Origin of the sequence: Streptomyces tropicalis, from assembly GCF_029269835.1 — a bacterium.
Classification (GTDB): domain Bacteria; phylum Actinomycetota; class Actinomycetes; order Streptomycetales; family Streptomycetaceae; genus Streptomyces; species Streptomyces tropicalis.
In genome coordinates, this window is sequence record NZ_JARJBB010000029.1 from 1 (window position 1) to 22,903 (window position 22,903).

Annotated in this window: 23 protein-coding genes; 1 reads left to right on the forward strand and 22 read right to left on the reverse strand. The window is 72.7% G+C overall.

Annotated elements, in window-relative coordinates; all coding sequences use genetic code 11:
* Positions 1-109 precede the first annotated feature (109 nt).
* The 17 genes from P3H78_RS29950 to P3H78_RS30030 form a co-directional block, all read right to left on the reverse strand.
* On the reverse strand, positions 110-667 hold the full coding sequence (locus tag P3H78_RS29950) for a TetR/AcrR family transcriptional regulator (protein ID WP_276112351.1): 558 nt from the start codon (positions 665-667) through the stop codon (positions 110-112).
* Positions 668-769: 102 nt separating this feature from the next.
* Complete coding sequence (gene whiG, locus P3H78_RS29955) at positions 770-1,612, reverse strand: RNA polymerase sigma factor WhiG (protein WP_276112319.1); 843 nt, start codon at positions 1,610-1,612, stop codon at positions 770-772.
* A gap of 271 nt (positions 1,613-1,883) precedes the next feature.
* Positions 1,884-3,044 carry a DNA-processing protein DprA gene (gene dprA, locus P3H78_RS29960; RefSeq protein WP_276112320.1) on the reverse strand — a complete coding sequence of 387 codons (1,161 nt, stop codon included), beginning with the start codon at positions 3,042-3,044 and terminating at the stop codon, positions 1,884-1,886.
* Positions 3,041-4,666, reverse strand: a complete 1,626-nt coding sequence (locus tag P3H78_RS29965) for a YifB family Mg chelatase-like AAA ATPase (RefSeq protein ID WP_276112321.1) — start codon at positions 4,664-4,666, stop codon at positions 3,041-3,043. The genes dprA and P3H78_RS29965 overlap by 4 nt, the downstream gene beginning before the upstream one ends.
* Positions 4,666-5,028, reverse strand: a complete 363-nt coding sequence (locus tag P3H78_RS29970) for a YraN family protein (protein ID WP_276112322.1) — start codon at positions 5,026-5,028, stop codon at positions 4,666-4,668. Before P3H78_RS29970 ends, P3H78_RS29965 begins: the two co-directional genes overlap by 1 nt.
* A 118-nt stretch (positions 5,029-5,146) precedes the next feature.
* Positions 5,147-5,455 (reverse strand): DUF2469 domain-containing protein, encoded by a 309-nt coding sequence (locus P3H78_RS29975; RefSeq protein WP_003965949.1) that lies wholly within the window; start codon positions 5,453-5,455, stop codon positions 5,147-5,149.
* Positions 5,456-5,511: 56 nt separating this feature from the next.
* Complete coding sequence (locus P3H78_RS29980) at positions 5,512-6,015, reverse strand: NUDIX hydrolase (RefSeq protein ID WP_276112323.1); 504 nt, start codon at positions 6,013-6,015, stop codon at positions 5,512-5,514.
* Positions 6,005-6,781 (reverse strand): signal peptidase I, encoded by a 777-nt coding sequence (lepB, locus tag P3H78_RS29985; protein WP_276112324.1) that lies wholly within the window; start codon positions 6,779-6,781, stop codon positions 6,005-6,007. The genes P3H78_RS29980 and lepB (P3H78_RS29985) overlap by 11 nt, the downstream gene beginning before the upstream one ends.
* A 282-nt stretch (positions 6,782-7,063) precedes the next feature.
* The gene (gene lepB / locus P3H78_RS29990; RefSeq protein WP_276112325.1) at positions 7,064-7,936 is read right to left on the reverse strand and encodes a signal peptidase I; all 873 of its coding nucleotides are present in this window, start codon (positions 7,934-7,936) and stop codon (positions 7,064-7,066) included.
* Positions 7,911-9,056 carry a signal peptidase I gene (gene lepB, locus P3H78_RS29995; RefSeq protein ID WP_276112326.1) on the reverse strand — a complete coding sequence of 382 codons (1,146 nt, stop codon included), beginning with the start codon at positions 9,054-9,056 and terminating at the stop codon, positions 7,911-7,913. The genes lepB (P3H78_RS29990) and lepB (P3H78_RS29995) overlap by 26 nt, the downstream gene beginning before the upstream one ends.
* Positions 9,049-9,789 carry a signal peptidase I gene (gene lepB, locus P3H78_RS30000; RefSeq protein WP_276112327.1) on the reverse strand — a complete coding sequence of 247 codons (741 nt, stop codon included), beginning with the start codon at positions 9,787-9,789 and terminating at the stop codon, positions 9,049-9,051. The genes lepB (P3H78_RS29995) and lepB (P3H78_RS30000) overlap by 8 nt, the downstream gene beginning before the upstream one ends.
* 45 nt (positions 9,790-9,834) lie before the next feature.
* Positions 9,835-10,185: a 50S ribosomal protein L19 gene (rplS, locus tag P3H78_RS30005; RefSeq protein ID WP_276112328.1), complete on the reverse strand. Its 351-nt coding sequence runs from the start codon at positions 10,183-10,185 to the stop codon at positions 9,835-9,837.
* 135 nt (positions 10,186-10,320) lie between these two features.
* Positions 10,321-11,154 (reverse strand): tRNA (guanosine(37)-N1)-methyltransferase TrmD, encoded by an 834-nt coding sequence (gene trmD / locus P3H78_RS30010; protein ID WP_276112329.1) that lies wholly within the window; start codon positions 11,152-11,154, stop codon positions 10,321-10,323.
* Entirely contained in the window at positions 11,154-11,708 is a 555-nt protein-coding gene (rimM, locus tag P3H78_RS30015; RefSeq protein WP_276112330.1) for a ribosome maturation factor RimM, read from the reverse strand. Before rimM ends, trmD begins: the two co-directional genes overlap by 1 nt.
* Before the next feature lie 82 nt (positions 11,709-11,790).
* Positions 11,791-12,030, reverse strand: a complete 240-nt coding sequence (locus P3H78_RS30020) for an RNA-binding protein (RefSeq protein ID WP_003973401.1) — start codon at positions 12,028-12,030, stop codon at positions 11,791-11,793.
* Positions 12,031-12,035: 5 nt separating this feature from the next.
* Positions 12,036-12,455 (reverse strand): 30S ribosomal protein S16, encoded by a 420-nt coding sequence (rpsP, locus tag P3H78_RS30025; protein ID WP_276112331.1) that lies wholly within the window; start codon positions 12,453-12,455, stop codon positions 12,036-12,038.
* A 323-nt stretch (positions 12,456-12,778) separates the two neighbouring features.
* Positions 12,779-13,375: a hypothetical protein gene (locus P3H78_RS30030; protein WP_276112332.1), complete on the reverse strand. Its 597-nt coding sequence runs from the start codon at positions 13,373-13,375 to the stop codon at positions 12,779-12,781.
* Positions 13,376-14,002: 627 nt separating this feature from the next.
* Here P3H78_RS30030 and P3H78_RS30035 point away from each other — a divergent pair.
* Positions 14,003-14,857 carry a methyltransferase domain-containing protein gene (locus P3H78_RS30035; protein ID WP_276112333.1) on the forward strand — a complete coding sequence of 285 codons (855 nt, stop codon included), beginning with the start codon at positions 14,003-14,005 and terminating at the stop codon, positions 14,855-14,857.
* Between the two features lie 31 nt (positions 14,858-14,888).
* Here the strand turns inward: P3H78_RS30035 and ftsH are convergent, their stop codons facing one another.
* The 5 genes from ftsH to P3H78_RS30060 all read right to left on the reverse strand — a co-directional run bounded on the left by ftsH (position 14,889) and on the right by P3H78_RS30060 (position 22,742).
* Positions 14,889-16,829, reverse strand: a complete 1,941-nt coding sequence (ftsH, locus tag P3H78_RS30040) for an ATP-dependent zinc metalloprotease FtsH (protein WP_276112334.1) — start codon at positions 16,827-16,829, stop codon at positions 14,889-14,891.
* A 95-nt stretch (positions 16,830-16,924) separates the two neighbouring features.
* The gene (gene ffh / locus P3H78_RS30045; protein ID WP_276112335.1) at positions 16,925-18,475 is read right to left on the reverse strand and encodes a signal recognition particle protein; all 1,551 of its coding nucleotides are present in this window, start codon (positions 18,473-18,475) and stop codon (positions 16,925-16,927) included.
* 81 nt (positions 18,476-18,556) lie between these two features.
* On the reverse strand, positions 18,557-21,040 hold the full coding sequence (locus P3H78_RS30050) for a [protein-PII] uridylyltransferase (protein ID WP_276112336.1): 2,484 nt from the start codon (positions 21,038-21,040) through the stop codon (positions 18,557-18,559).
* 26 nt (positions 21,041-21,066) lie between these two features.
* Positions 21,067-21,405 carry a P-II family nitrogen regulator gene (locus tag P3H78_RS30055; RefSeq protein ID WP_276112337.1) on the reverse strand — a complete coding sequence of 113 codons (339 nt, stop codon included), beginning with the start codon at positions 21,403-21,405 and terminating at the stop codon, positions 21,067-21,069.
* A complete protein-coding gene (locus P3H78_RS30060) occupies positions 21,402-22,742 on the reverse strand; it encodes an ammonium transporter (protein WP_276112338.1) in 1,341 nt (446 codons plus the stop codon). Before P3H78_RS30060 ends, P3H78_RS30055 begins: the two co-directional genes overlap by 4 nt.
* Positions 22,743-22,903: the final 161 nt, after the last annotated feature.

Sequence of the window (22,903 nt, forward strand, 5' to 3'; positions counted from 1 at the left end):
GTGGGGTGGGGCCCCGGGGGGAGGGGGCGGGGGAAGGCGAGGAAGCGCCGGATCGAGCCGTCACGCCCCGGCCGGCGCCGCAGGTCGCCCTCCCCGCCCCCGCCCGCGGTCAGCCCGTCACGCCCCTCAGCGCCATGCCCACGGCCGCTTCGGCGATGTCCGCGGGGTCTTCGGCGGCGCCCAGCTCGATCCGCCGTACCGCCGCGTCGACGATGCCCTGGAGCAGCATCGCGGCGAGGCGAGGCCGCTCGTGCCCGGCCTCCGCCAGGGCCTCCACGATCATCGCGACGAGCCCGCCGTGCGCGGCACGGATCCGCTCCCGCGCCCCGGCGTCGAGTTCCCTGGCCGAGATCGCCACCACGGCCCGGTGGCGCCGGTCCCCGACCAGTTCCAGCTGCCGGCGGACGTAGGCCTCGACCCTGGCCTGCGGGCCCTCGGCGCGCTCCATCGCCGTGGCGACGTCCGCCGCCCAGACGGGGAAGTCCGCGGCGCACAGTTCCTCGACGACGGAGGCCCGTGATCGGAAGTACTCGTACACCGAGGAGCGGGCCAGGCCGGTGCGCTCGGCCAGCGCGGGGAAGGTCAGCGCCTCCGTCCCGCCCTCGGACAGCAGGCTGCGTGCCGCGTCCAGCAGGGCGGCTCGCTGCATCGACCGGTGCTCGGCCACGGTGGCCGCTCGAATCCTTGGCACGTCCCCCACTGTACGGACGCCTCCCCCGTCGCGCGGGCGACTCGGGGCGACCCACCGGGCCGGTCCCGTGGGAGGGGGTCAGCGGCCGAAACTCGCCAGCTTCGCGCGCAGCTGGAGCACCGACTTGGTGTGGATCTGGCTGACCCGGCTCTCGGTCACGCCGAGGACGTTGCCGATCTCGGCGAGGGTGAGGCCTTCGTAGTAGTACAGCGTGACCACGGTCTTCTCGCGGTCCGGCAGGGTGTTGATGGCGCGGGCCAGGAAGCGCCGCAGTTCCCGGTCCTCGGCGACCTCGACCGGGTTGTCGGCGGCGGTGTCCTCGAGCGTGTCCATGAAGCTGAGTCCGTCGCCGTCCTCGCCGCCGACGTGCAGGAGCTCTTCCAGCGCCACCACGTTGGCGAGGGACAACTGGCTGAAGACGGCGTGGAGTTCTTCCACGGCGATGCCCATTTCGGCGGCCACCTCGGCTTCCGTGGGGGTACGGCGCAGCCGGGCCTCCAGGGTCGCGTAGGCCCGTTCGACGTTCCTTGCCTTCTGGCGTACGGAGCGTGGGATCCAGTCCAGGGCCCTGAGCTCGTCGATCATCGCGCCGCGGATCCGGGTGATCGCGTAGGTCTCGAACTTGATCTCCCGGTCGACGTCGAACTTCTCGATGGCGTCGATGAGCCCGAAGACTCCGGAGGAGACGAAGTCGGCCTGTTCCACGTTGGGCGGCAGGCCGACGCTGACGCGTCCCGCCACGTATTTGACGAGCGGCGAGTAGTGCAGGATCAGCTGCTCCCGCAACCGCTCGTCCCCCGTCGCCTTGTACGACCGCCACAGCTCGTCGAGCGTCGAGGGAGCGGGCGGCCGCACGCTGCCACCGTCGCGGGCGGCTGGGGGGATCGCCGCCCGGTCGGACCCGGAGGTGTGCTGGGGCATTCGTCGCCTTGTGCCGTTCTGCCGTGGAGTGCGGGTGCCTGGGTGAGGTGTCGGTCTGGTGCCGAGATCGGGTTTCTGTGCCGGAATCCCCGTGAGCGTAGCGTGACTGGAGTGTCGCGGTGCGCGAACGGCGGGGCGCGGGGCGTACGCAGATTCGTTCCGCTGGACGCTCCGCCGGGTCACGGCCGTCACCGTCAGTGAGGACAGGGAGCCCCAACTGGGGGAATTCCGCGTGCCGTAGAGGTTCGCCCGGACGGCCGAACACGCTGGGTCAACACCCGTTCCGGTCGGCTCGAACCGAGATCGTCGCCTGGCGTGTCAACTTCCAGCCGTCACCCTGACGTTCGGCGTAACCAAGTGATCTAAGTTCGTACAGTCTGGCGATCGCGTCGTCGGGCGTGGTCCGGGCGTCGCGGGCGATGTCGGACGGGGTCGCCGCGTCCCTCGCGGGCAGCGCGTCGAGGACGTGCCGGGTGTCCGGGGAGAGCAGGTCGCGGGGCAGGACGGGGCCGTGTCGGTCCGGGGCGAGGTCGCCCATGTCGCCGACCTGTTCGATCACTTCCGTGGCGTCGCTGACGAGGACGGCCCCGCCGCGCAGCAGTTCGTGGACGCCGGCGGAGAGTGCGCTGGTGGCGGGGCCGGGGACGCCCATGACGTGGCGGCCGAGCCGGTCCGCGGCCCGTGCGGTGGCGAGGGAGCCGCTGCGGTAGGCGGCCTCGACGACCACGGTGCCGCGGGTCAGGGCGGCGATGACCCGGTTGCGGACGACGAACCTGCTGGGTGTGGGGTGTTCGCCGGGTGGCAGTTCGGCGACGACGAGTCCCTGTTCCGCGAGCCGCTCGATCAGTGCGGTGTGCCCGCGGGGGTAGGGCCGGTCCACGCCGCAGGCGAGGACGGCGGCGGTGGCTCCGCCGGCGCCGAGCGCGCCGCGGTGGGCGGCTCCGTCCACGCCGTAGGCGCCGCCGGAGACGACCACCCAGCCGCGTTCGGCGAGGTCGGCTGCGAGGGTGGCGGCCATGTGGGCGCCGTATTCGGTGCAGGCGCGGGCGCCCACGAGCGCCACGGACCGCAGTGCCCATATGCGCAGGCCGGGCCGTCCGCGCACCCACAGGCCCAGGGGGCGGGTGTCCCCGAGGTCGTCGAGCTGGGCGGGCCATTCGGTGTCGCCGGGGCAGACGAAGCGCACGCCGGCGCGGTCCGCCGCGTCGAGGTCGCGCTCGGGTTCGGCGCGTGCGGCGCGTGCGCCGAGGCCGGCCCAGCGCCGGTCGGAGATTCCGGCGGGGGCCGGGCCGCCGGCGCGGAGCCGGTGGGCGGTCTCGATCGCTCCGGTCCGGCGCAGCCAGCGTCCGGTGGTCTCGTCCCCCGGTTCGAGGACTCGGCTGAGGAAGGCCCGTGCGAGCCGTTCGGCGGTGGGGGTTCCGTGTGGGGTCATGCCGGTGTTCCGATCGCGAGGGGCACTCCTCGGGGGACTCCGGTGCGCAGGTGCAGGGCGAGTGCCACGTCGGTGGTGGTCGGCCGGTCGTGGCCGACGAGGTCCGCGACGGTCCAGGCGACGCGCAGGACACGGTCGAGGCCGCGGGCCGTGAGGGTTCCGCGTTCCAGGCCGCGCTCGGCGTCGTCCATGGCGCCGGGGGCGGGGGGCCAGCGGTGGCGGAGCTCGCGGCCGGGGACCTCGCTGTTGCTGCGCCAGGGGGTGTCCGTGTAGCGGGTGGCGGCGCGCTCCCGGGCGGCGCGTACCCGGTCGGCGACGACGGTCGTGGATTCTCCGCCGGGTCCTTCCCGGGTGAGGTCGGACCGGGTGACGGGGTCCACTTCGACGCGGAGGTCGACGCGGTCGAGGAGGGGGCCGGAGATGCGGGCCTGGTAGCGGCGGATCAGTGAGGGCGGGCATTCGCACAGGGTGTCCCGGCGGGAGTGGCGGCCGCAGGGGCAGGGGTTGGCGGCCAGCACCATCAGGAATCTCGCCGGGAAGCGCACGACGCCGGTGCTGCGGGCGATCACGACGTGTCCTGCTTCCAGGGGCTGGCGCAGGGCGTCGAGGGCGTGGCTGCTGAATTCGGGGGTCTCGTCCAGGAAGAGGACGCCCCGGTGGGCGAGTGAGACGGCGCCGGGGCGTGCGGTGCCGGGGCCGCCGCCGACGAGTGCCTGCATGGTGGCCGAGTGGTGCGGGGCACAGTAGGGGGCGACGTCGACGAGTGGTTTGCCGGGGGGCAGCAGTCCGGCCACGGAGTGGACGGCGGTGACCTCGAGGGATTCCTCGCGGGCAAGTCGTGGCAGCAGTGCGGGGAGCCGTTCGGCGAGCATGGTCTTTCCGGCGCCGGGTGGTCCTTCGAGGAACAGGTGGTGCCGGCCGGCGGCGGCGACCTCCACGGCGGTGCGTGCCGCGGTCTGGCCGACGACGTCGGCGAGGTCGGGTTGGTGGTCCTGGTGCTCGGGGGCGTACAGGCCGGTGGCGGTGCCGGCGCCGGCGCCGGGGATGCGCAGGCCGGCGAGGAGCGGGTCGGGGCGTCCTTGGTCGTCGGGTTCCTCCTCGGGTACGGGCTCGTCGGCGAGGACGGCGACGAGCTGGCGGAGGCTGCGGATGCCGAGTACGGAGACTCCGGGGACGAGGGATGCCTCGGCGGTGGCGCATTCGGGTACGACGACCTGTTCGTAGCCGGCGTCGGCGGCGGCGAGGACGGCGGGCAGGATGCCGCGGATGGGGCGGACGCGGCCGTCGAGTCCGAGTTCGCCGATCATGACGATGTCGGCGAGGACGCGGGGGTCGATGCGTTCGGCGGCGCCGAGGACGGCGCAGGCGACGGCCAGGTCGAAGCCGCTGCCGGCTTTGGGCACGGAGGCGGGGCTGAGGCCCACCGTGAGTTTCTTCTGGGGCCAGGTGCAGCCGGAGTTGATCACTGCGGCGCGTACCCGGTCGCGGCTTTCGGTGAGGCTCTTGTCGGGGAGGCCGACGAGGGTGAAGGCGGCGATGCCCGGTTCGAGGTCGGCCTGGACCTCGACGACGACGCCGCCGACTCCGACGAGGGTGACCGAGCAGGTGCGGGCGAATCCCATCACGCCACCCCCCGTGCGTGCTCGACGCGGGGTGCGCCGCGGCGGGGCAGGGTCACGCCGACCAGGTCGATGCGGACGCCGCCGGGGGGTGCTCCGCCGTGGGTCTGGATCCAGCGCTCGGCGAGGCCGCGCAGGCGGCGTGCCTTGCGTGGGGTGACGGCGGCCATGGGGTGTTCGTAGGCCCCTGCGCTGCGGGTCTTCACTTCGCAGACGACGAGGGTGTCGCCGTCGCGGGCCACGATGTCGATCTCGCCGGTCCTGCCGCAGCGCCAGTTGCGCTCCAGGACGGTCATTCCGGCCTGGGTCAGCCGGCGTGCGGCCAGTCCTTCTCCGTATTTGCCGAGTGCACTGCGTGCGTCCATGTCGGCACCACCTCCGGCGCCCACGGTCACGCATCGGCGGGGGCCGAGTGGATCTTGGTGGGTTACTCGCCGGTTGTGGACAACCCGGTCACCCTCCGGAGTGACTCTGCGGAGGCGGTCAGCCGCCCGGCAGCTCCAGGTCGCTCTTGTTGAGCTCCTCGATGTTCACGTCCTTGAACGTCAGGACGCGGACCTGCTTCACGAACCGGGCCGGCCGGTACATGTCCCACACCCAGGCGTCCGCCATGGACACCTCGAAGAACACCTCGCCCTGGACGGAGTGGACCTGCATCTCGTAGTCGTTGGTGAGGTAGAAACGCCGCTCGGTCTCGATCACGTATTTGAACAGGCCGACGACATCGCGGTACTCCCGGTAGAGCTTCAGCTCCATCTCGGTCTCGTACTTCTCGAGGTCCTCGGCGCTCATGGCATGTTCCCCTTCAGCCGTGCGGTCCCCCCATTGTGCGCCCGTACCGCGGGGCCCTAGACGATTTCCGTGTCCAGGGTCACGGGCCGAGCCGGGGGACCTTCGTCGAGCAGCGTGCGCAGCAACCCGGCGAGTCTGGTCGGATACACCGTCTCATGCGCCCGGGTCAGTTCCGGGCACGTCCACCAGCGTGCTCCGGACACGCTGCGCCGCTCCAGGTCGGTCAGGGCCTGCGGCGCGGTCTCGGTCCGGGTCGTCCGGGCCAGGTAGTACCACTCGTCCTGGTCCCAGCGGCGGCCCGCGAACGGGAACGAGCACCTCCGCCGCCACAGCACCGGGCCGAGCTCGACCTCGGTGATCCCGGTCTCCTCGGCCAGCTCCCGCAGCGCCGCCTGCTCGCGCGTCTCGTCGCCCTCCAGGCCGCCGCCGGGGGTGAACCACCAGTCGTCGGCCGGATCGTCCGGCTCGTGGCCGTGGAGCAGGAGGATGCGGTCCGCGGGATCCAGCAGGACGACCCGTGACACCCTGCGCAGACCGTCGGGAGCCGCGTCAGCGGGCACCGGCGGGTTCCGTCCGGGCCCGGGCCCGCGAGCCGCCCAGCAGCTTGGCGATCGGGCCGTAGGCGCCGCCGGCCAGCACGAGCACGGCACCGCCGATGATCACGAGGTAGATGGTGCGCAGCGGGCCGGGCCGGGACAGCGTGCCGAGGGCCTGGAATCCGGTGGGCCGCTCCAGCGAGCCCTTCATGGGCCAGACGATCGCGTCCACCCGGGCGTTCACCGCCGAGCGGGCGACGGTGCCCTTGGCGGCGTCGGTGAGGTGGGCGGAGGAGTCCAGGGAGCCCTCGCGCTGGTCGCCGAGGAGGAAGAGGCGGCCCTCGGGCACCTTCACGGTGGGGATCTGCGCGACCTCGGCGGGGCCGCCCTTGAGGTACGGCTCGTCGATCTGCTTGCCGTTGACGGTGAGCTTGCCCTGGGTGCAGCAGGAGACCGTGTCGCCGCCGACGGCGACGACGCGCTTGACCACGGGGGCGTTGGTGACCCAGGACTTGTCGGTGAAGACGACGACGTCGCCCCGGCGGACCTCGCTGCCGTCGATGCGCTGGGCCAGGACCCGGTCGCCGATGTTGATCGTCGGGGTCATCGAACTGGTCGGCACGGTGTACGGCCGGTAGGTCACCGCGGCCCATCCGAATCCGGCCAGGAACAGCACCAGCCCGAGGGCCACGGCCACCCCGGACAGTCGCTGACCGGTCCTGCCACCCCTCGGCGCCGTGCTCGTGCCGCCGCTGCGCGGGGCCGTACGTGTCGTGCTCTCGCCACCCATGGACCCGCACCCTACCGGGCGGTTCCGGAACGGGGCAGCCCTTCTTGTCCGACCTGGGTCACAAGCTCCACACGGGCTTCACGCGGGCGGGCCGCGGAAGCGGAATCCGGCGAGCGGGGCGGCGGACGGGGGCGGCCGCACGCGCGGACGGACCGGGAGACGGACGGAGGGTCCGGGCGGGAGCCGGCGCGGGCGGTGCCCCGGGAACAGGGGCACCCGTGCCGCGGGCGGGAGGACCGTCGGCGGCCGGACCCGGCCGCCGTCAGCGGTTCCCGGCCGCCCTCAGCGCTTCCCGGCCGCCGTCGGCGCCGGGGCGGCCGCGGTCCGCGTCGCCGAGGTCCGCCGGCGCCGACACAGCGCGACCGGGACGACCGCGGTGAGGGCGACGGCCGGCGGCGCGACGCTCAGCGCACCGGAGGCCGAGGGCTGCGTGGCCAGGCCGGGCTGGTCGAAGGTGTCCGGCACGGGCAGGGTGTCCCAGCGGTTGATCGGCCAGGCCTTGACGATGGCACGGCCGACGACGTCCTTCACGGGGACCATGCCGTGGTGGCGGTCGCTCTGGTTGTACCGGGAGTCGCGGGAGTCCTGACGGTGGTCGCCCATCACCCAGATGTAGCCCTGAGGCACGGTGACCTTGAACTGGCCGCCCTGGTCGTCCTGGCTGCACGGCGTGTTGCCCGGGTAGACGTACGGCTCGTTCAGCGCCTTGCCGTTGACGGTGAGGGGCCCGTTGCCCTGGCACTCGACGGTGTCGCCGCCGACGCCGACGACGCGCTTGATGAGGTCCTTCTCCTCGGCCGAGGGCATCAGGCCGATCCAGCTGAGGACCGTCTGCAGCGCGTTCGGGGTGGCGGTCGGCTCGCCGGCCAGCCAGTCGTCCGGGTCGTGGAAGACCACGACCTCGCCGCGGCCGGGCTCGGAGCCGAACCACGGGGTCAGCTTGTCCACCAGGACGCGGTCGCCCCGCTGCAGGGTGTTCTGCATCGAGTCCGACGGGATCGAGAACGCCTGGACGAGGAAGGTCTTGATCAGCAGTGCCAGCACCAGCGCGATGCCGATCAGGATGGGCAGTTCCTTCCAGAAGGAACGCGGCTGCTTCTGCTGCGGGGCCGAGCCGCCCGTGCCCCGCTCATCGCTCTGGTTCTGCTCCGTCACCGTGCCGTCCTCGGATACTGCGGGCCCGTTGCCGGATCCCACGGCGCTGTTCCCGACCCGGCCGGCCGCTTCCACGGGACGTCCGCGGTTCTCCTCGCCGCCGTGTCCGGACCGTGCGCCTACCGCCACATCCCCCACGCCAACTCCTTACTCCGTGCCGCCGCCCGCACCGTGCCCGGCGCAGGCCCACCACTCCCATAACGAGCGGGAGTTCCGCAGGGCTCGGGAGCCGAACCGATCCATTCGATTCGTCGGATGCAACCCTATGCGACAGGTGGGCGGACGCGGTCGACCTGCCCGCCGAGTCGGACACCGCGGCGAAGGTTCCGGGTTCCTTCAGCATGGTCCAGTGGCCGACCGGCCAGCCGATCAGCATGGCACGGCCGACGACGGAGCTCTCGGAGACGGTGCCGCCGTAGTCGGTGTTCTGGTGGAAGCGGGAGTCGGCGGAGTTGGCGCGGTGGTCGCCCATCACCCACAGCCGCCCCTGGGGCACGGTGACGTCGAACGGCGTGATGGACGGCGCATTGCCGGGGTACAGGTAGCCGGACTCGTTCAGGGGGACGCCGTTGACGGTGACCCGTCCCTGCGCGTCGCAGCACTTGACGTGGTCGCCGCCCACGCCGACGACCCGCTTGATGAGGTCCTTCTCGTTGTCGGAGGGGAGCAGGCCGATGAAGGTGAGTCCCTCCTTGACCTGCTTGACGCCCACCGGGTCGTTCTTGGGTGCGGTCTGCTCGCCCGCCAGCCAGCCGCCCGGGTCGTGGAACACGACGACGTCCCCGCGGTGCGGCTTGGAGCCGAACCACGGGGTGAACTTGTCGACGAGGACGCGGTCGCCGATCCGGATCGTCTCCTCCATGGAGCCCGAGGGGATCACGAAGGCCTGGACGAGGAAGGTCTTCAGGACCAGGGCTATGAGGACGGCGACCCCGACCAGGAGCGGGATCTCCCGGACGGCGGAGCGCCTGCGCTTGCGCTTGACTTTCCGCTGCAGCTTGCGGCGCTCCGCGCGGCTGCGGCCGCCGGCCGGCGGTGCCACGGCGCGCCGCGCCCCGGTGGGCAGGAGGTTCTCGGCGGGGCCCGCGGGCGCGCCGCGCGGTCTGCCGCGGCTACCCATGGGTGCCGCCCGCGTGCTGCCGTGCGGCCGTCCCGGCGGCGGGCACGCGCGCGTAGGAGGCGGGCCTCTCCAGGCGGGTCCAGTGGGCGGCGGGCCAGGCGATCCAGTCGGCCCGGCCGATCACGTCGCCGACGGGGATCATGCCGCCGCCGGGCGAGCCGAGGTGGTCGCGGGAGTCGCTGGAGTCGCTGCGGTGGTCGCCCAGCACGAACAGGGTGCCGTCGGGCACGGAGACGTCGAAGGCCACCGTGGAGGGACGGTCACCCGGGTGGAGGAACGTCGACTCGTCGACCGACCGGCCGTTCACCCGGATCCTTCCCTCCTGGTCGCAGCAGACCACGTGGTCTCCCCCCACACCCACAACGCGTTTGACGTAGTCGGCGTCACCGAAATAGCCGGAGCCGTCGAACACGACGACGTCGCCGCGCCGCGGTTCGGCACCGAAACGGTACGCCAACTTGTTTACGAGAATGCGGTCCCCGATCCTCAATCCCTGCTCCATGGATCCGCTGGGAATCTGGAAGGGCTGCACCACAAAGGTGTTGAGGAGGAGCAAAAGGCCCAGGCAGAGCAGCACGCCCAGGGTGATCCGCCCACCGGGGACCCGCTCCGCGATCCACTGCGTCAACGCGAAACGCGACCGTTCCTCCCGTGCCCGCGGGTCCCGGGTGTCCCCGGGGCCGGTAGGGCGGGAGGAGCGGTCGCGCTCCGTCGGCTGTGCTTCGGTGTCCATCGGAGCCAGATGGTATCCGGCTCCGCCATGAACCCCTCAGCGCGCTCAGCTCTCGCGCTTCTCCTTGATCTTCGCGGCCTTGCCGCGCAGCTCACGGAGGTAGTACAGCTTGGCGCGGCGCACGTCGCCCCGGGTGACCAGCTCGATCTTCTCGACGATCGGGGTGTGCACCGGGAAGGTGCGCTCGACGCCGACGGAGAAGGAGACCTTGCGGACCGTGAAGGTCTCGCGGACGCCGGAGCCCTGGCGGCGGATCACGACGCCCTTGAACTGCTGCACACGGGAGCGGTTGCCCTCGATGACGCGCACGTGGACGTTGACGGTGTCACCCGGGCGGAAGGCGGGGACGTCGTCGCGGACCGACGCGGCGTCGACGGTGTCGAGGAGGTGGGCCATGTTCGTCTGCTTTCTTCGGCGATGCCACAGGTCATCGACGGGATCGTGAAGTCGGAAGGAGTCGTCGTGCTCGTCGGAGCGGGCGTCGTGTCCCCCTGTGGCAGGGGCGCACGCCGGACGGCGCACAACAGCGGGTCATTCTTCCATACCGCAGGTCCTGCGCCAAAATCGGCCGTGGGGCCGGCCCTGCGGGTCGGGTTCCCAGCCGAGGATGGACAGCATCTCGCGGTCCTTCTTGTCGAAGGCGGCGGGGTCGCAGCGCTCGATCAGGTCGGGACGGTGCGCGGTGGTGCGGCGCAGGGCCTCGTCGCGGCGCCAGCGGGCGATCTTCCCGTGGTGGCCGCTCAGCAGCACGTCCGGGATGCCGTGGCCGCGCCACTCGGGCGGCTTGGTGTAGACGGGGCCTTCCAGCAGGTTGGCCATGGCGCCGGGGGCGAAGGAGTCGTCGCGGTGGGACTCGGCGTTGCCGAGGACGCCGGGCAGCAGCCGGGCGACGGCCTCGGTGACGACGAGCACGGCCGCCTCGCCGCCGGCGAGGACGTAGTCGCCGATGGACACCTCGTGGACCGGCATGCGGGTCGCGTACTCGTCCGTCACCCGGCGGTCGATGCCCTCGTAGCGGGCGGGCGTGAAGATCAGCCAGGGGCAGGCGGACAGCTCGACGGCGAGTTCCTGGGTGAACGGGCGTCCGCTGGGCGTCGGGACGACGAGGGCCGGCCGGCCCGCGCCGCTCTCGTAGCCGTCGGCGAGGACGGTGTCGAGGGCCTCGCCCCAGGGCCCGGTCATCATCACCATGCCGGGGCCGCCGCCGTAAGGGGTGTCGTCGACCGTGTGGTGGCGGTCGTGGGTCCATCCGCGCAGGTCGTGGACGTGTACGTCGAGCTGTCCGCGTGCGCGGGCCTTGCCGACGAGGGAGACGTTCAGCGGTTCGAGGTACTCGGGGAAGATCGTGACGACGTCGAGCCGCATCAGGAGCCGTCCTCCGCGGCGTCGCGGGCGGAGGCGGTCTCGGCGCGGTCGTCGATCAGACCGGGCGGCGGGTCGATGACGGCGCGCTGCTCCGTGAGGTCGATCTCGGTGACGATCTCCTCGACGAAGGGGATGAGGACCTCGCTGCCGTCGGGGCGCTCGACGATGAAGAGGTCCTGCGAGGGCAGGTGCGAGATCTCGGTGATCCGGCCGACCTCCGTGCCGTCCACCGTGACGACGTCGAGGTCCATCAGCTGGTGGTCGTAGTACTCGTCCTCGCCCTCGGGGAGTTCCTCGGGGTCGATCTCGGCGATGAGGAGGGTGTTGCGCAGGGCCTCGGCGGCGGTGCGGTCGGTGACGCCCGCGAAGCGCAGCAGCAGCCGGCCGCTGTGCACCCGGCCGGTCTCGATGGTGAGCGGGCCCGTGGACGCGGGGTCGGTCGCCAGGACGGCGCCGGGTGCGAGCCTGAGCTCGGGCTCGTCGGTTCGTACCTCCACGGTGACCTCGCCCTTGATGCCGTGGGCGCGGCCGATCCGTGCGACTACCAGCTGCACTGTGCACGATCTCCTGTGGTGACGGCTCGGGCCGGGGACGGCCGGTGCGGCCCTCCCCGGCCCGAGCCGGTTGCGTTCAGCGTCAGCGGACGTGGTCCACGTCGACGAGGTCGACGCGGACGCCGCGGCCGCCGATGGCGCCCACGACGGTGCGCAGGGCGCGTGCGGTGCGGCCGTTGCGGCCGATCACCTTGCCGAGGTCGTCGGGGTGGACCCGGACCTCGAGCACGCGTCCGCGACGCAGGTTGCGCGAGGCGACCTGCACATCGTCAGGGTTGTCGACGATGCCCTTCACGAGGTGCTCAAGCGCCTCTTCGAGCATGCTGCTCAGGCCTCGGTCGACTCGGACTCAGCCGCGGCCTCGTCCTTCTTCTCAGCCTTCTTCTTCTGGGTGATGGCCTCACCCTTGCCCTCGTCGTCGCCGCCGAGGGAGTCGAACGACGGACGCGCGGCCTTCTCCTGCGGCTGCAGGAGCGGGGCCGGGGCGGGCTCGCCCTTGAACTTCTGCCAGTCGCCGGTCTTCTTCAGGATGGCGAGCACGGGCTCGGTCGGCTGGGCGCCGACGGAGAGCCAGTACGCCGCGCGCTCGGCGTCGACCTCGATGCGCGAGGGGTTCTGCACCGGGTGGTACAGGCCGATCTCCTCGATGGCCCGGCCGTCACGGCGGGTACGGGAGTCGGCGACGACGATGCGGTAGTGAGGCGAACGGATCTTGCCCAGACGCTTCAGCTTGATCTTGACTGCCACGGGAGTGGGTTCTCCTGGATTGACGTGGGTGGGCACAGCGGATTGCCGCGTGGGGATGCGGTACCCGAGTGGCCCGATGGACGCGTCAGCCGGAGGAGAGAGGGGTCCTGTGCGACTGTCGAGTACAGCTAGCCATTGTGCCACACCGCCCGGACCGCTCCGGCCGAAGGGGGCGGCGGCCCGTGCGGGCATGCCGAAGGGACACCCGGCGCGCCGGGTGTCCTCGGGCGGGCGGCCCGTGTGCGCGCCCGGGACGCCGCCGTAGCGGCATCCCGGGCCGGCGTCGCGTGCTGCTCCGGCACCCACGAGATGCCGGCCTGGCGTCAGCCCGCTGCCGCGCCCACGATCTCGGGGATCCGGAAGGGCTTCCCGCAGCCGCCGCACATGATCGGCGCCTGGGCCAGCACCGACGGCACGACGCGGACGTTGCGTCCGCAGTCGCAGACCGCCTTGACCCTGACCCCGCCGCCGGAGGATCCGTGACGGGCGGCCGGGCCGCGGAAGCTGCGGGCGGTGTCGGAGGCCGTCGCGGCCGTGTGGGCCTTGAGGGCCCGCTGGAGGCGCTCGATCGTCGGGCGGTACCGCCGCTTGGCCTCGGGGCTGAGCGTGACCAGGGAGAAGCCGCTGCTGGGATGCGGCTCCTCGGGGTGGTCCAGACCCAGCTCCTCGGCGATCGCGAGGAACCTGCGGTTGTGGTAGCGGCCGGCGCGCGAGGTGTCGCGGATTCCACGCGCGGCGGCGATGCCGTGGACTGCCTCATGGAGCAGTCGCTCGAAGGAGAGTGCGTGACCGCATGCGGACGACGACTCCCCGATCAGGGACTCGGGCGCGGCAAGATCCGGCAGCTCGGGGTGGTACCGCTGAATGTCGGCCCACGCCTGTGCCAGCTCTGCGGCGAGAACAGGTGGTGTCGTGCTCACGTAATGACAACGAGCCTCGGGCCCACTGTGTTCCTATTACGGGGCATCCCAAATAATTTGCACGTACCCGTCAGTTGGCACTGATGCGTCCTGACGAGGGCGGGTGCGCTGATCTGCGGAGAAGCCTCGCAGCTCGTACCAAGGTGGTGCGTAGGTGTGCGTACGGTCCCGCGCGTAGGGCGTCCGGCCGGTGCGGTGCCGCTGGGTCCGCGCGTTGCGCAAGATGTGTTTCGGCCGCTTCCGCCGGACCCGGTGCGGCGCGCGGCGACGGCGACGTTACCGGGTGCGCCGGGGGTGTCCGGCACCGGCCCCTCCCCCGGTGTACGGGGGGCGTCCCGGGCGGGGACCGCCGGGCACCGGAAGCCCCGGGGTGCGCCGTGCCGGGGCGGGCCGGCCGGGCGACGGGCCGGGTGGGCCGAGTGCCCCGGTCGTGACGGGCCGGTACGGCTGCGGATTACCGGAATGTGAAATCTCGCCACTGGCATGTGCGGCCTTCAAACCGGGCCCCGCGACCTCTGGACGCGAGGGAGGGCTCGGAGTTTCCTGGCAGAGGAGTGCGGGCGCACTGCACGGGGGCCGCACGGAATCGGGTACAGCGGCAACTCTCGTCGATTGGGGCGCTTATCCATGACACCTACGCTCGTGCGGCAGCACGTTCGTCACGCGGGGCGGGTGCCTCGTGTCGATCAGCGTGCACGCGCGCGTGACTGGTCCGAAATCCAGGAGCGGATGCTGGTTCCGCTCTACGAGGCCGTCTACGAGCGACTGGAGGTGGGCGCGGGCACGCGGCTGCTGGGCCTCGGCTGCGGCTCGGGGCTGGCTCTGCTGATGGCGGCGTCCAGAGGGGCGGTGGTCACCGGTGTCGACACCTGCCCCGAGCGCCTCGCCCTCGCCCGGCGGCGGCTGCAGCCGGAGAACTGGGAGACCCGTGCGCGGGCGGACGCCCGGCTCGTGGAGGGGGCGCCCGAGGACGCGGGGGGCGCACGTCGGCAGGCGTACACCGTGGTGACCTCCTTCGAACCACTCGGTCACGGCGGCGGCGACGGAGCGGAGACGGTGGAGCTGCTGTCCGCCGCTGCGGCGCTCGCGGAGCGCGGGGCGCCGGTCGTGCTGGCCGGGTGGGGCCCGCCGGAGCGCTGCGCCACGACGCAGGTGCTGCAGGTGGCCGGGAGGGCCGACGGGCCGGCGGACGGTCCCGGCCATTCCCGGGCCGGGCTGCGCGACGGCCTGGAGGAGGTGGCGCAGCGCGCCGGACTGCGCCCGGACGGCTCCGGCCGGGTCGCCTGCCCCTTCGGCTACGCGGACGTGGACAGCGCGGTGCGCGGCCTGAGGTCGACGGGGCTGTTCGACGCGGCGGACGCGGCGTCCGACCCGGCCCAGGTCGACAAGGAGACGGCGGAGGCGCTGGAGGCATACCGGCGGGCGGACGGCACGGTGTGGATGCCGAACGTGTTCCGCTATCTCGTGGCGCGGACCCGCTGAGCGCCGCCGCGCGCCGGTCCGTCGTCCGGGGTCACGCCTCGGCGTCCTTGCGCGGGCGGCTGATCCCGGCGATGCGGTAGGCGTCGGTCTCCTCCAGCGTCTCGTTCTCCAGCAGGGCGCTGGTCAGCGCATCGAGCTGGCTGCGGTGCACGCGCAGCTTGTGGCAGGCCTCGTCGTAGCACTCGTCGACCAGGCGCCGCATCTCCTCGTCGATGACGTCCAGCGTCTGCGGTGCGGCGGACAGTCCGTACGCCTGCTGCGCGTCGCTCGGGAGGGCGGACAGCCGGCCGACGCGGGCGCTCATGCCCCAGCGGGCGACCATGCCGCGGGCGATCTGGGTGACCTGTTCCAGGTCGCTCTCGGAGCCGGTGGTGACGACGCCGTAGACGACGTCCTCCGCGGCCATGCCACCGAGGGCGCCGATGATCCGGCCGCGCAGGTACTCCTCCGAGTGCGCGTACCGCTCGGACTCGGGCGTCGACAGCGTCACGCCGAGCGCCCGGCCGCGCGGGACGATGGTGACCTTGCGGACCGGGTCGGCGCCGGGCTGGAGCATGCCGAGCAGGGCGTGCCCGCTCTCGTGGTAGGCCGTGCGCCGGCGGTCCTCCTCGGGCAGGACGAGGGGGCGCTCGGCGCCGAGCTGCACCTTCTCCAGGGCCTCGGACAGGTCCGCGGCGGTCACCTGGGGCTGCTTGCGCTTGACCGCGAGGAGGGCGGCCTCGTTGGCGAGGTTGGCCAGGTCGGCGCCGGTCATGCCGGGGGTGGTGCGGGCCACCTGGGCGAGGTCGACGTCGGGGTCGAGCGGGATCTCGCGGGTGTGGATCGCGAGGATCGACTCGCGGCCGGCGCGGTCGGGCGGGGAGACGTTGACGACCCGGTCGAAGCGGCCGGGGCGGGTCAGCGCCGGGTCCAGGATGTCGGCGCGGTTGGTCGCCGCGATGACGACCACGCCCTCGGCGCCGGAGAACCCGTCCATCTCGGTGAGGATCTGGTTCAGCGTCTGCTCGCGCTCGTCGTGGCCGCTGACCGAGGCGCCGCCGCCGCGGACCCGGCCGATGGTGTCGATCTCGTCGATGAAGATGATGGACGGGGCCAGCTTGCGGGCCTCGGCGAACAGTTCCCGGACCCGGGAGGCGCCGACGCCGACGATCATCTCGATGAACTCGGACGCGGAGGCGGAGAAGAACGGCACGCCCGCCTCGCCCGCCACGGCCCGCGCCAGCAGGGTCTTGCCGGTGCCGGGTGGTCCCGCCAGCAGCACGCCGCGGGGCATCTTCGCGCCCATCCTGCGGTAGGCGTCGGGGTGCTCCAGGAAGTCCACGACGTCGTCCAGCTCCCCCTTGACCTCGTCGATGCCGGCGACGTCGGCGAAGGTGGTGCGCTGGGGGCCGGGTTGCAGCTCGACGGGTTTCGGCGGCGCCTTGCGGCCGAGGAGGCCGCCCGCGCCGCCGGGGCCTCCGGGGCCGAAGCGCCGCGCGACGACGACCCACAGCGCGACGAGGACCGCGATCGGGACGAGGGAGAGCAGCAGGTTGGTCAGCAGGCTGCGCTCCTGGGTGACGGGCTGGGCGGTCACCGTGACCCCGTGTCCGGTCAGGCTCTGCCAGAGCCGGTCGGAGGCGAACGCGGGGCGCTGGGTGCGGAACCTGGTGTACGTCCCGCCTCCCCCGGGCTTCTGCCGGGCGCTCTTGAGCTGGCCCTGGATGGCGTCGCCCTTGGAGTAGATCTTGGCGACGTTCCCCGCGTCGACCTGCCGGCTGAACTCCGTGTAGGCGATCGTGGGCTCGGTGCCCCGGTTGAGGTAGGTGAGGCCGGCCCAGGCGAGCAGGAAGACGATCACCGCTGTGAGGAGCAGGCCCCACCAGCCGCCGCGCAGCCGTCTGACGCCGGAGCGCCGCGGCGGCTCGTCCGGGGTGCCCTCGGTGCGCCACGGCTGGTCAGTGCCCTTGCGTGGTGGCGCGGCATTGCTCATACCTCGGACGGTACGGCACCTGCGGGGTCCCGGCATGCGCTGAGGGCGCCCCCGGGAACCGGGGGCGCCCTCGACGGCGTGCGGTGCGGCGGGTGTCAGCCCATGAACTTCTTGAACTCGTCCGGCAGCTCGAAGTCCTGCCCGCCCTGCTGCGGGAGGCCGAGGGCGCCGCCAGCCTCGGCGGCCGCGGCGCGCCGGGCGGCCTCCTCCTGCTCCTGCTGCTTGCGCTTCATCGGGTTGCCCGAGCGCTGCTTGCCCTTGGCCTTCTTCGGCTGCTTCTTGGTCCGGCCGGGTCCGCCGCCCATGCCCGGGATCCCCGGCATGCCGGGCATGCCGCCGCCCTGGGCCATGCGGGACATCATCTTGCGGGCCTCGAAGAAGCGCTCCACGAGGTTCTTCACGGCGCTGACCTCGACGCCGGAGCCCTTGGCGATACGGGCGCGGCGGGAGCCGTTGATGACCGTCGGGTCCTGGCGCTCGCCCGGGGTCATCGACTTGATGATGGCGGCCGTGCGGTCGACGTCCCGTTCGTCCAGGTTGTTGATCTGGTCCTTGATCTGGCCCATGCCCGGGAGCATGCCGAGCAGCTTGGAGATGGAGCCCATCTTGCGGACCTGCTCCATCTGGGACAGGAAGTCGTCGAGCGTGAAGTCCTGGCCCTTCTTGGAGGCCAGCTTGGAGGCCATCTTCTGGGCCTCGGCCTGGTCGAAGGTCTTCTCCGCCTGCTCGATCAGGGTGAGCAGGTCACCCATGTCGAGGATGCGGGAGGCCATCCGGTCCGGGTGGAAGGCGTCGAACTCGTCGAGCTTCTCGCCGTTCGACGCGAACATGATCGGCTTGCCGGTGATCTGCCGGATCGACAGGGCCGCGCCGCCGCGGGCGTCGCCGTCGAGCTTGGAGAGCACCACGCCGTCGAAGCCGACGCCGTCGCGGAAGGCCTCGGCGGTGTTGACGGCGTCCTGGCCGATCATCGCGTCGACCACGAACAGGATCTCGTCGGGCGAGATCGCGTCCCGGATGTCCGCGGCCTGCTGCATCATCTCCTGGTCGATGCCGAGGCGGCCGGCGGTGTCCACGATCACGATGTCGTGGACCTTGGTCCGCGCGTGGTCGATGGAGTCCTTGGCGACCTTGACCGGGTCGCCGACGCCGTTGCCCGGCTCCGGGGCGTACACCGCGACGCCGGCGCGGTCGGCGACGACGGACAGCTGGTTGACGGCGTTGGGGCGCTGGAGGTCGGCGGCGACGAGCAGCGGCGAGTGGCCCTGCTCCTTGAGCCACCGGGCGAGCTTGCCGGCCAGGGTGGTCTTGCCCGCGCCCTGGAGACCCGCCAGCATGATCACGGTCGGCGGCTGCTTGGCGAACCGCAGGCGCCGGGTCTCGCCGCCGAGGATGGTGACCAGCTCGTCGTTGACGATCTTCAGGACCTGCTGGGCCGGGTTCAGGGCGCGGGAGACGTCGGCGCCGAGGGCGCGCTCCTTGACGTTCTTGATGAACGTCCGGACGACGGGCAGCGCCACGTCCGCCTCGAGAAGCGCGATGCGGATCTCGCGTGCGGTGGCGTCGATGTCCGCCTCGGAGAGCCGTCCCTTGCCGCGCAGGTTCTTGAAGGTCGCTGACAGGCGATCGGAGAGAGTGTCGAACACGGCGCTCGCGGTCCTCGGGGTCGGGGTCGGCTGGGAGAATCGCCCTCCAGGGTATCCCGGCCGCACAAGACCGGGTCACCGTCACCCGCGCAGCGTCTCCTCCAGCCGGCGGGCCACGGCGGCCGCCTCCTCGGAGGGCAGCGGCGGCCCGTCGGGCGCGGTGACGTAGAACGCGTCGACGGCGTTGGCGCCCAGGGTGGACGCGTGGGCGCTGCGCACCCGGACCTTGGCGTCCTCCAGGGCCCGTCCGATGCGGAACAGCAGTCCCGGCGCGTCCTGCGCACGGACCTCGATCACGGTGGCGTGCCGGGAGGCGGCCGGGGCGACGGACACGCGGGCGGGCGGTGCCACGACGCCCCGCCGCCGCGGGTAGGCGGCGTCCCGCTCGGCCAGGCGGCCGGCGATGTCGAGGGAGCCGTCGAGGGCGCGGACCAGGTCGGCGCGCAGCCGGCTCGCCTGCGGCAGGGAGCCGTACTCGGCGGCGACCCGCCAGTCGAGCAGCAGCACGCTGCCCTCGTCGACGGTGTGCGGCAGGTCCAGGGCCCGCAGCTCGGCCGTGCGGACGGTCAGCCGGTGCAGGGCGAGGACGCCGGCCACCGACGGCAGCACGCCCGGCTGGTCGGGTACGGCGATGAGCAGCTCCACGCCGAGGGGCTCGGGCCGCTGCGCGTCCGGGGTGTCGGGGCCGGGCGGGTCGGCGGGGCCGTCGGGCACGGGCGGCTCGGCCTGTGCCCGCAGTGTCAGGACGGGGCCGCCGGTGCGGTGCGCCTCGAGGGCGAGCCGCTCCTGCTCGGCGGTGGGTGCGGCGTCGGGGGCGGGCGCCTCGGGGATCTCTCCGGCGAGGACCGCGGACACCCGCCGCACGAGGTCGGCGACGAGGGAGCCGCGCCAGGACGACCAGGCGGCCGGGCCGGTGGCCAGGGCGTCCGCCTCGGTCAGGGCGTGCAGCAGCTCCAGGGTGCTCTGGGTGCCGACGGCCTCGGCGACCGCGCGGACGGTGACCGGGTCGTCGAGGTCGCGCCGGGTGGCGGTCTCGACGAGCAGCAGGTGGTGGCGGACGAGCGAGGCGACGACGGTCACGTCGGCGCGGTCGAAGCCGATGCGGGAGGCCACGTCCCGGGCGATGATCTCGCCGGCGGCGCTGTGGTCGCCGGGCCAGCCCTTGCCGATGTCGTGGAGCAGCGCGGCGACGAGGAGCAGGTCGGGGCGGCCGACCCGGCGGGTCAGCTCGGAGGCGCGGACGGCGGTCTCGATCAGGTGGCGGTCGACGGTCCACAGGTGCACGGCGTTGCGCTGCGGACGGCAGCGCACCCGTTCCCAGTCGGGCAGCAGGCGGGTGATCAGGCCCTCGGCCTCCAGCGCCTCCCACACCTCGACGGTCGGGCGGCCGGAGCCGAGCAGGGTGACGAGCTGCTCGCGGGCCTCGGCGGGCCACGGGGCGGGCAGCGGGCGGACGGTCGCCGCCAGGCGGCGCACGGCGTGCAGGGAGAGCGGCAGGCCGGCCTGCGCGGCGGCCGCCGCGGCGCGGAGCGGGAGCACGGGGTCGCGGTCGGGCCGCGCGGCGCGGGCGAGCACCACCTCGCCGTCCTGCTCGACGACGCCCTCGGCGAGCGGCGACCGCTCGGGGGCGGGTTTGCCGCCGCCCAGCATGGCGCGCAGGCGGGGACGGACGGACCGCGAGCGCAGCACGCGGCCCACCTCGCGCCAGGTGACGTCGCCGGCGTACGCGATCACGCGGGCCGCCTCGTAGACCTGGCGCAGCAGGGTGTCGGCGTCGAGCAGGCCCAGCTCGGCGGCGACCTGGTCCTGTTCCTGGAGGGCGAGCCGGTCGGTGGCGCGGCCGGTGGCCAGGTGCAGCGCGTCGCGGACGTCGAGCAGCCGGCGCCGGGCGTCGGCGAGGCCCTCGCGGGGGGCGTCGGCGAGCCAGGAGGCGGCGACGGCGCGCAGGGCGGTGGCGTCGCGGAGTCCGCCGCGGGCCTCCTTCAGGTCCGGCTCCAGCAGGTACTGCAGCTCGCCCTGGCGTTCGGCGCGGTCGGCGCACAGCTCCTGGAGTTCGGGCAGTCGCTTGGGGGCCTGGTTGCGCCAGTCGGCGAGGACCGCGGTGCGCAGTCCGGCGGTCAGCCCGGGATCGCCCGCGAGGTGCCGGGCGTCGAGCAGGCCGAGCTGGACCTTGAGGTCGTCGGCGGCGGTGCGCCGGGCCTCGGCCGGGGTGCGCACGGAGTGGTCGAGGGCGAGGCCGAGGTCCCAGACCGGGTACCAGAGGCGGTCGGCCAGCGCGGCGACGGCGGCGCCGTCCGCGTCGTCGTGCAGCAGGAGCAGGTCGAGGTCGCTGCGCGGGGACAGCTCGCCGCGGCCGTAGCCGCCGACGGCGACGAGGGACACCCCGCGCAGCGGGCCGGCCACGGTCGTGAACATGCCGGACAGCCAGTCGTCGGTGAGTCCGGCGAGGGCGGTACGGCGCGGCGGCCCGGACCGCGTCCCCTCGGTGAGGAGGCGCAGCCGGGCCGCCGCGTAGCCGCTGGGTCCCGATTCCTCTGCTTCGGTCCGCACATTCGTACCCGTCACCCAGCGACTCCTGTCCTTGCTGCTGTTCAGAGCGCGTCCGGGCCGCGCTCGCCGGTCCGGACCCGGACCGCCGTCTCGACCGGCAGGGACCAGACCTTGCCGTCACCGATCTTGCCCGTCCGGGCCGCCTTCACCACCACGTCGATGAGCTGATCGGCGTCGTCGTCCTCGGCCAGCACCTCGATGCGGATCTTCGGTACCAGGTCGACGGTGTACTCGGCCCCGCGGTAGACCTCGGTGTGGCCCCGCTGCCGGCCGTAGCCGCTCGCCTCGGTGACGGTCAGGCCGTGCACGCCGAACGCCTGCAGGGCCTCCTTGATCTCGTCGAGCCGGTGCGGCTTCACGACGGCGGTGATGAGCTTCATGCATCCACCTTCCGGTTCTGCGCGGCGGTCGGGGCCGCGGCGGCGAGGGATCCGATGACGCCGCCGCCGGCGCCGCTGAAGTCGTATGCGGTCTCGGCGTGCTCGGCCTGGTCGATGCCGGAGACCTCCTCGTCCTCGGGAACCCGCATCCCGACGGTCCTGTCGAGGAGGAAGGCGAGGACCGCGGAGACGATCAGTGAGTAGGCCAGGACCGCGAAGACGCCGGCGCACTGCTTCCAGAACTGGTCGAGGCCGCCGCCGTAGAAGAGGCCCTTGACGTCGGACTGGCCCTTGCCGCTGGCGAAGAGGCCGATCAGCAGGGAGCCGAGGATGCCGCCGACCATGTGGACGCCGACGACGTCGAGGGAGTCGTCGTAGCCGAAGCGGTACTTCAGGCCCACGGCCATGGCGCACAGGACGCCGGCGATCGCGCCGACCGCGATCGCGCCCAGCGGGGAGACGGCGCCGCCGGACGGGGTGATCGCGACCAGTCCGGCGACCGCGCCGGAGGCGGCGCCCAGGGTGGTGCACGCGCCGTGCCGGATCTTCTCGTAGGCGAGCCAGGCGAGCATGGCGGCGGCGGTGGCGACCTGGGTGTTGACGAACATCAGCGGGCCGACGCCGTCGTCGTTGCCGAGCCAGGAGCCGGCGTTGAAGCCGAACCAGCCGAACCACAGCAGCCCGGCGCCGAGCATGACCAGCGGGAGGCTGTGCGGGCGCATCGGGTCCTTCTTGAAGCCGACCCGCTTGCCGATGACGAGGATGACGCCGAGCGCGGCCGCACCGGCGTTGATGTGGACCGCGGTGCCGCCGGCGAAGTCGATGACGCCGAGCTTGTAGGCCCAGCCACCGGTGCCCCAGACCCAGTGGGCGACCGGGAAGTACACGATCGTGACCCACAGCACCAGGAAGAGGGACCAGGCGCTGAACTTGACGCGGTCGGCCAGCGCACCGCTGATCAGCGCCGGGGTGATGATCGCGAACATCAGCTGGAAGACGGCGAAGACGAAGACCGGAATGGTGTATCCGGGCCAGAGCTCCGTCTTCCCGATGCCGCTGAATCCGACGTAGTCGGAGGTCCAGCCGATCAGGGAGCCCTTGTCCGTGCCGAAGGCCAGCGAGAAGCCGTACAGGACCCACAGCACGGTCACGATGCCCAGGCTGATGAAGCTCATCATCAGCATGTTCAGCGTGCTCTTGACGCGGACCATGCCTCCGTAGAAGAAGGCCAGGCCCGGGGTCATCAGCATCACCAGGGCGGAACAGATCAGCATGAAGCCTGTGTTCGCGGACGACAGCTTGGGTGCGTCCGCCGCAAGCATGATGGCTGGTGCCATCGGCGTCTCCTCGTCGGTTGGTACGGCCCCGTGCGGGCGAAGCCTGAGCGGTCCGGAGGTGGAGGGGTGGGCCGGTTATGCGCCATGAGATTGACGCAGCGCCGTTTCGGTCGACGCCCCTCGTTGTTTCGCCGCAGTGACGAAGACGCCCTGTGTGTTAC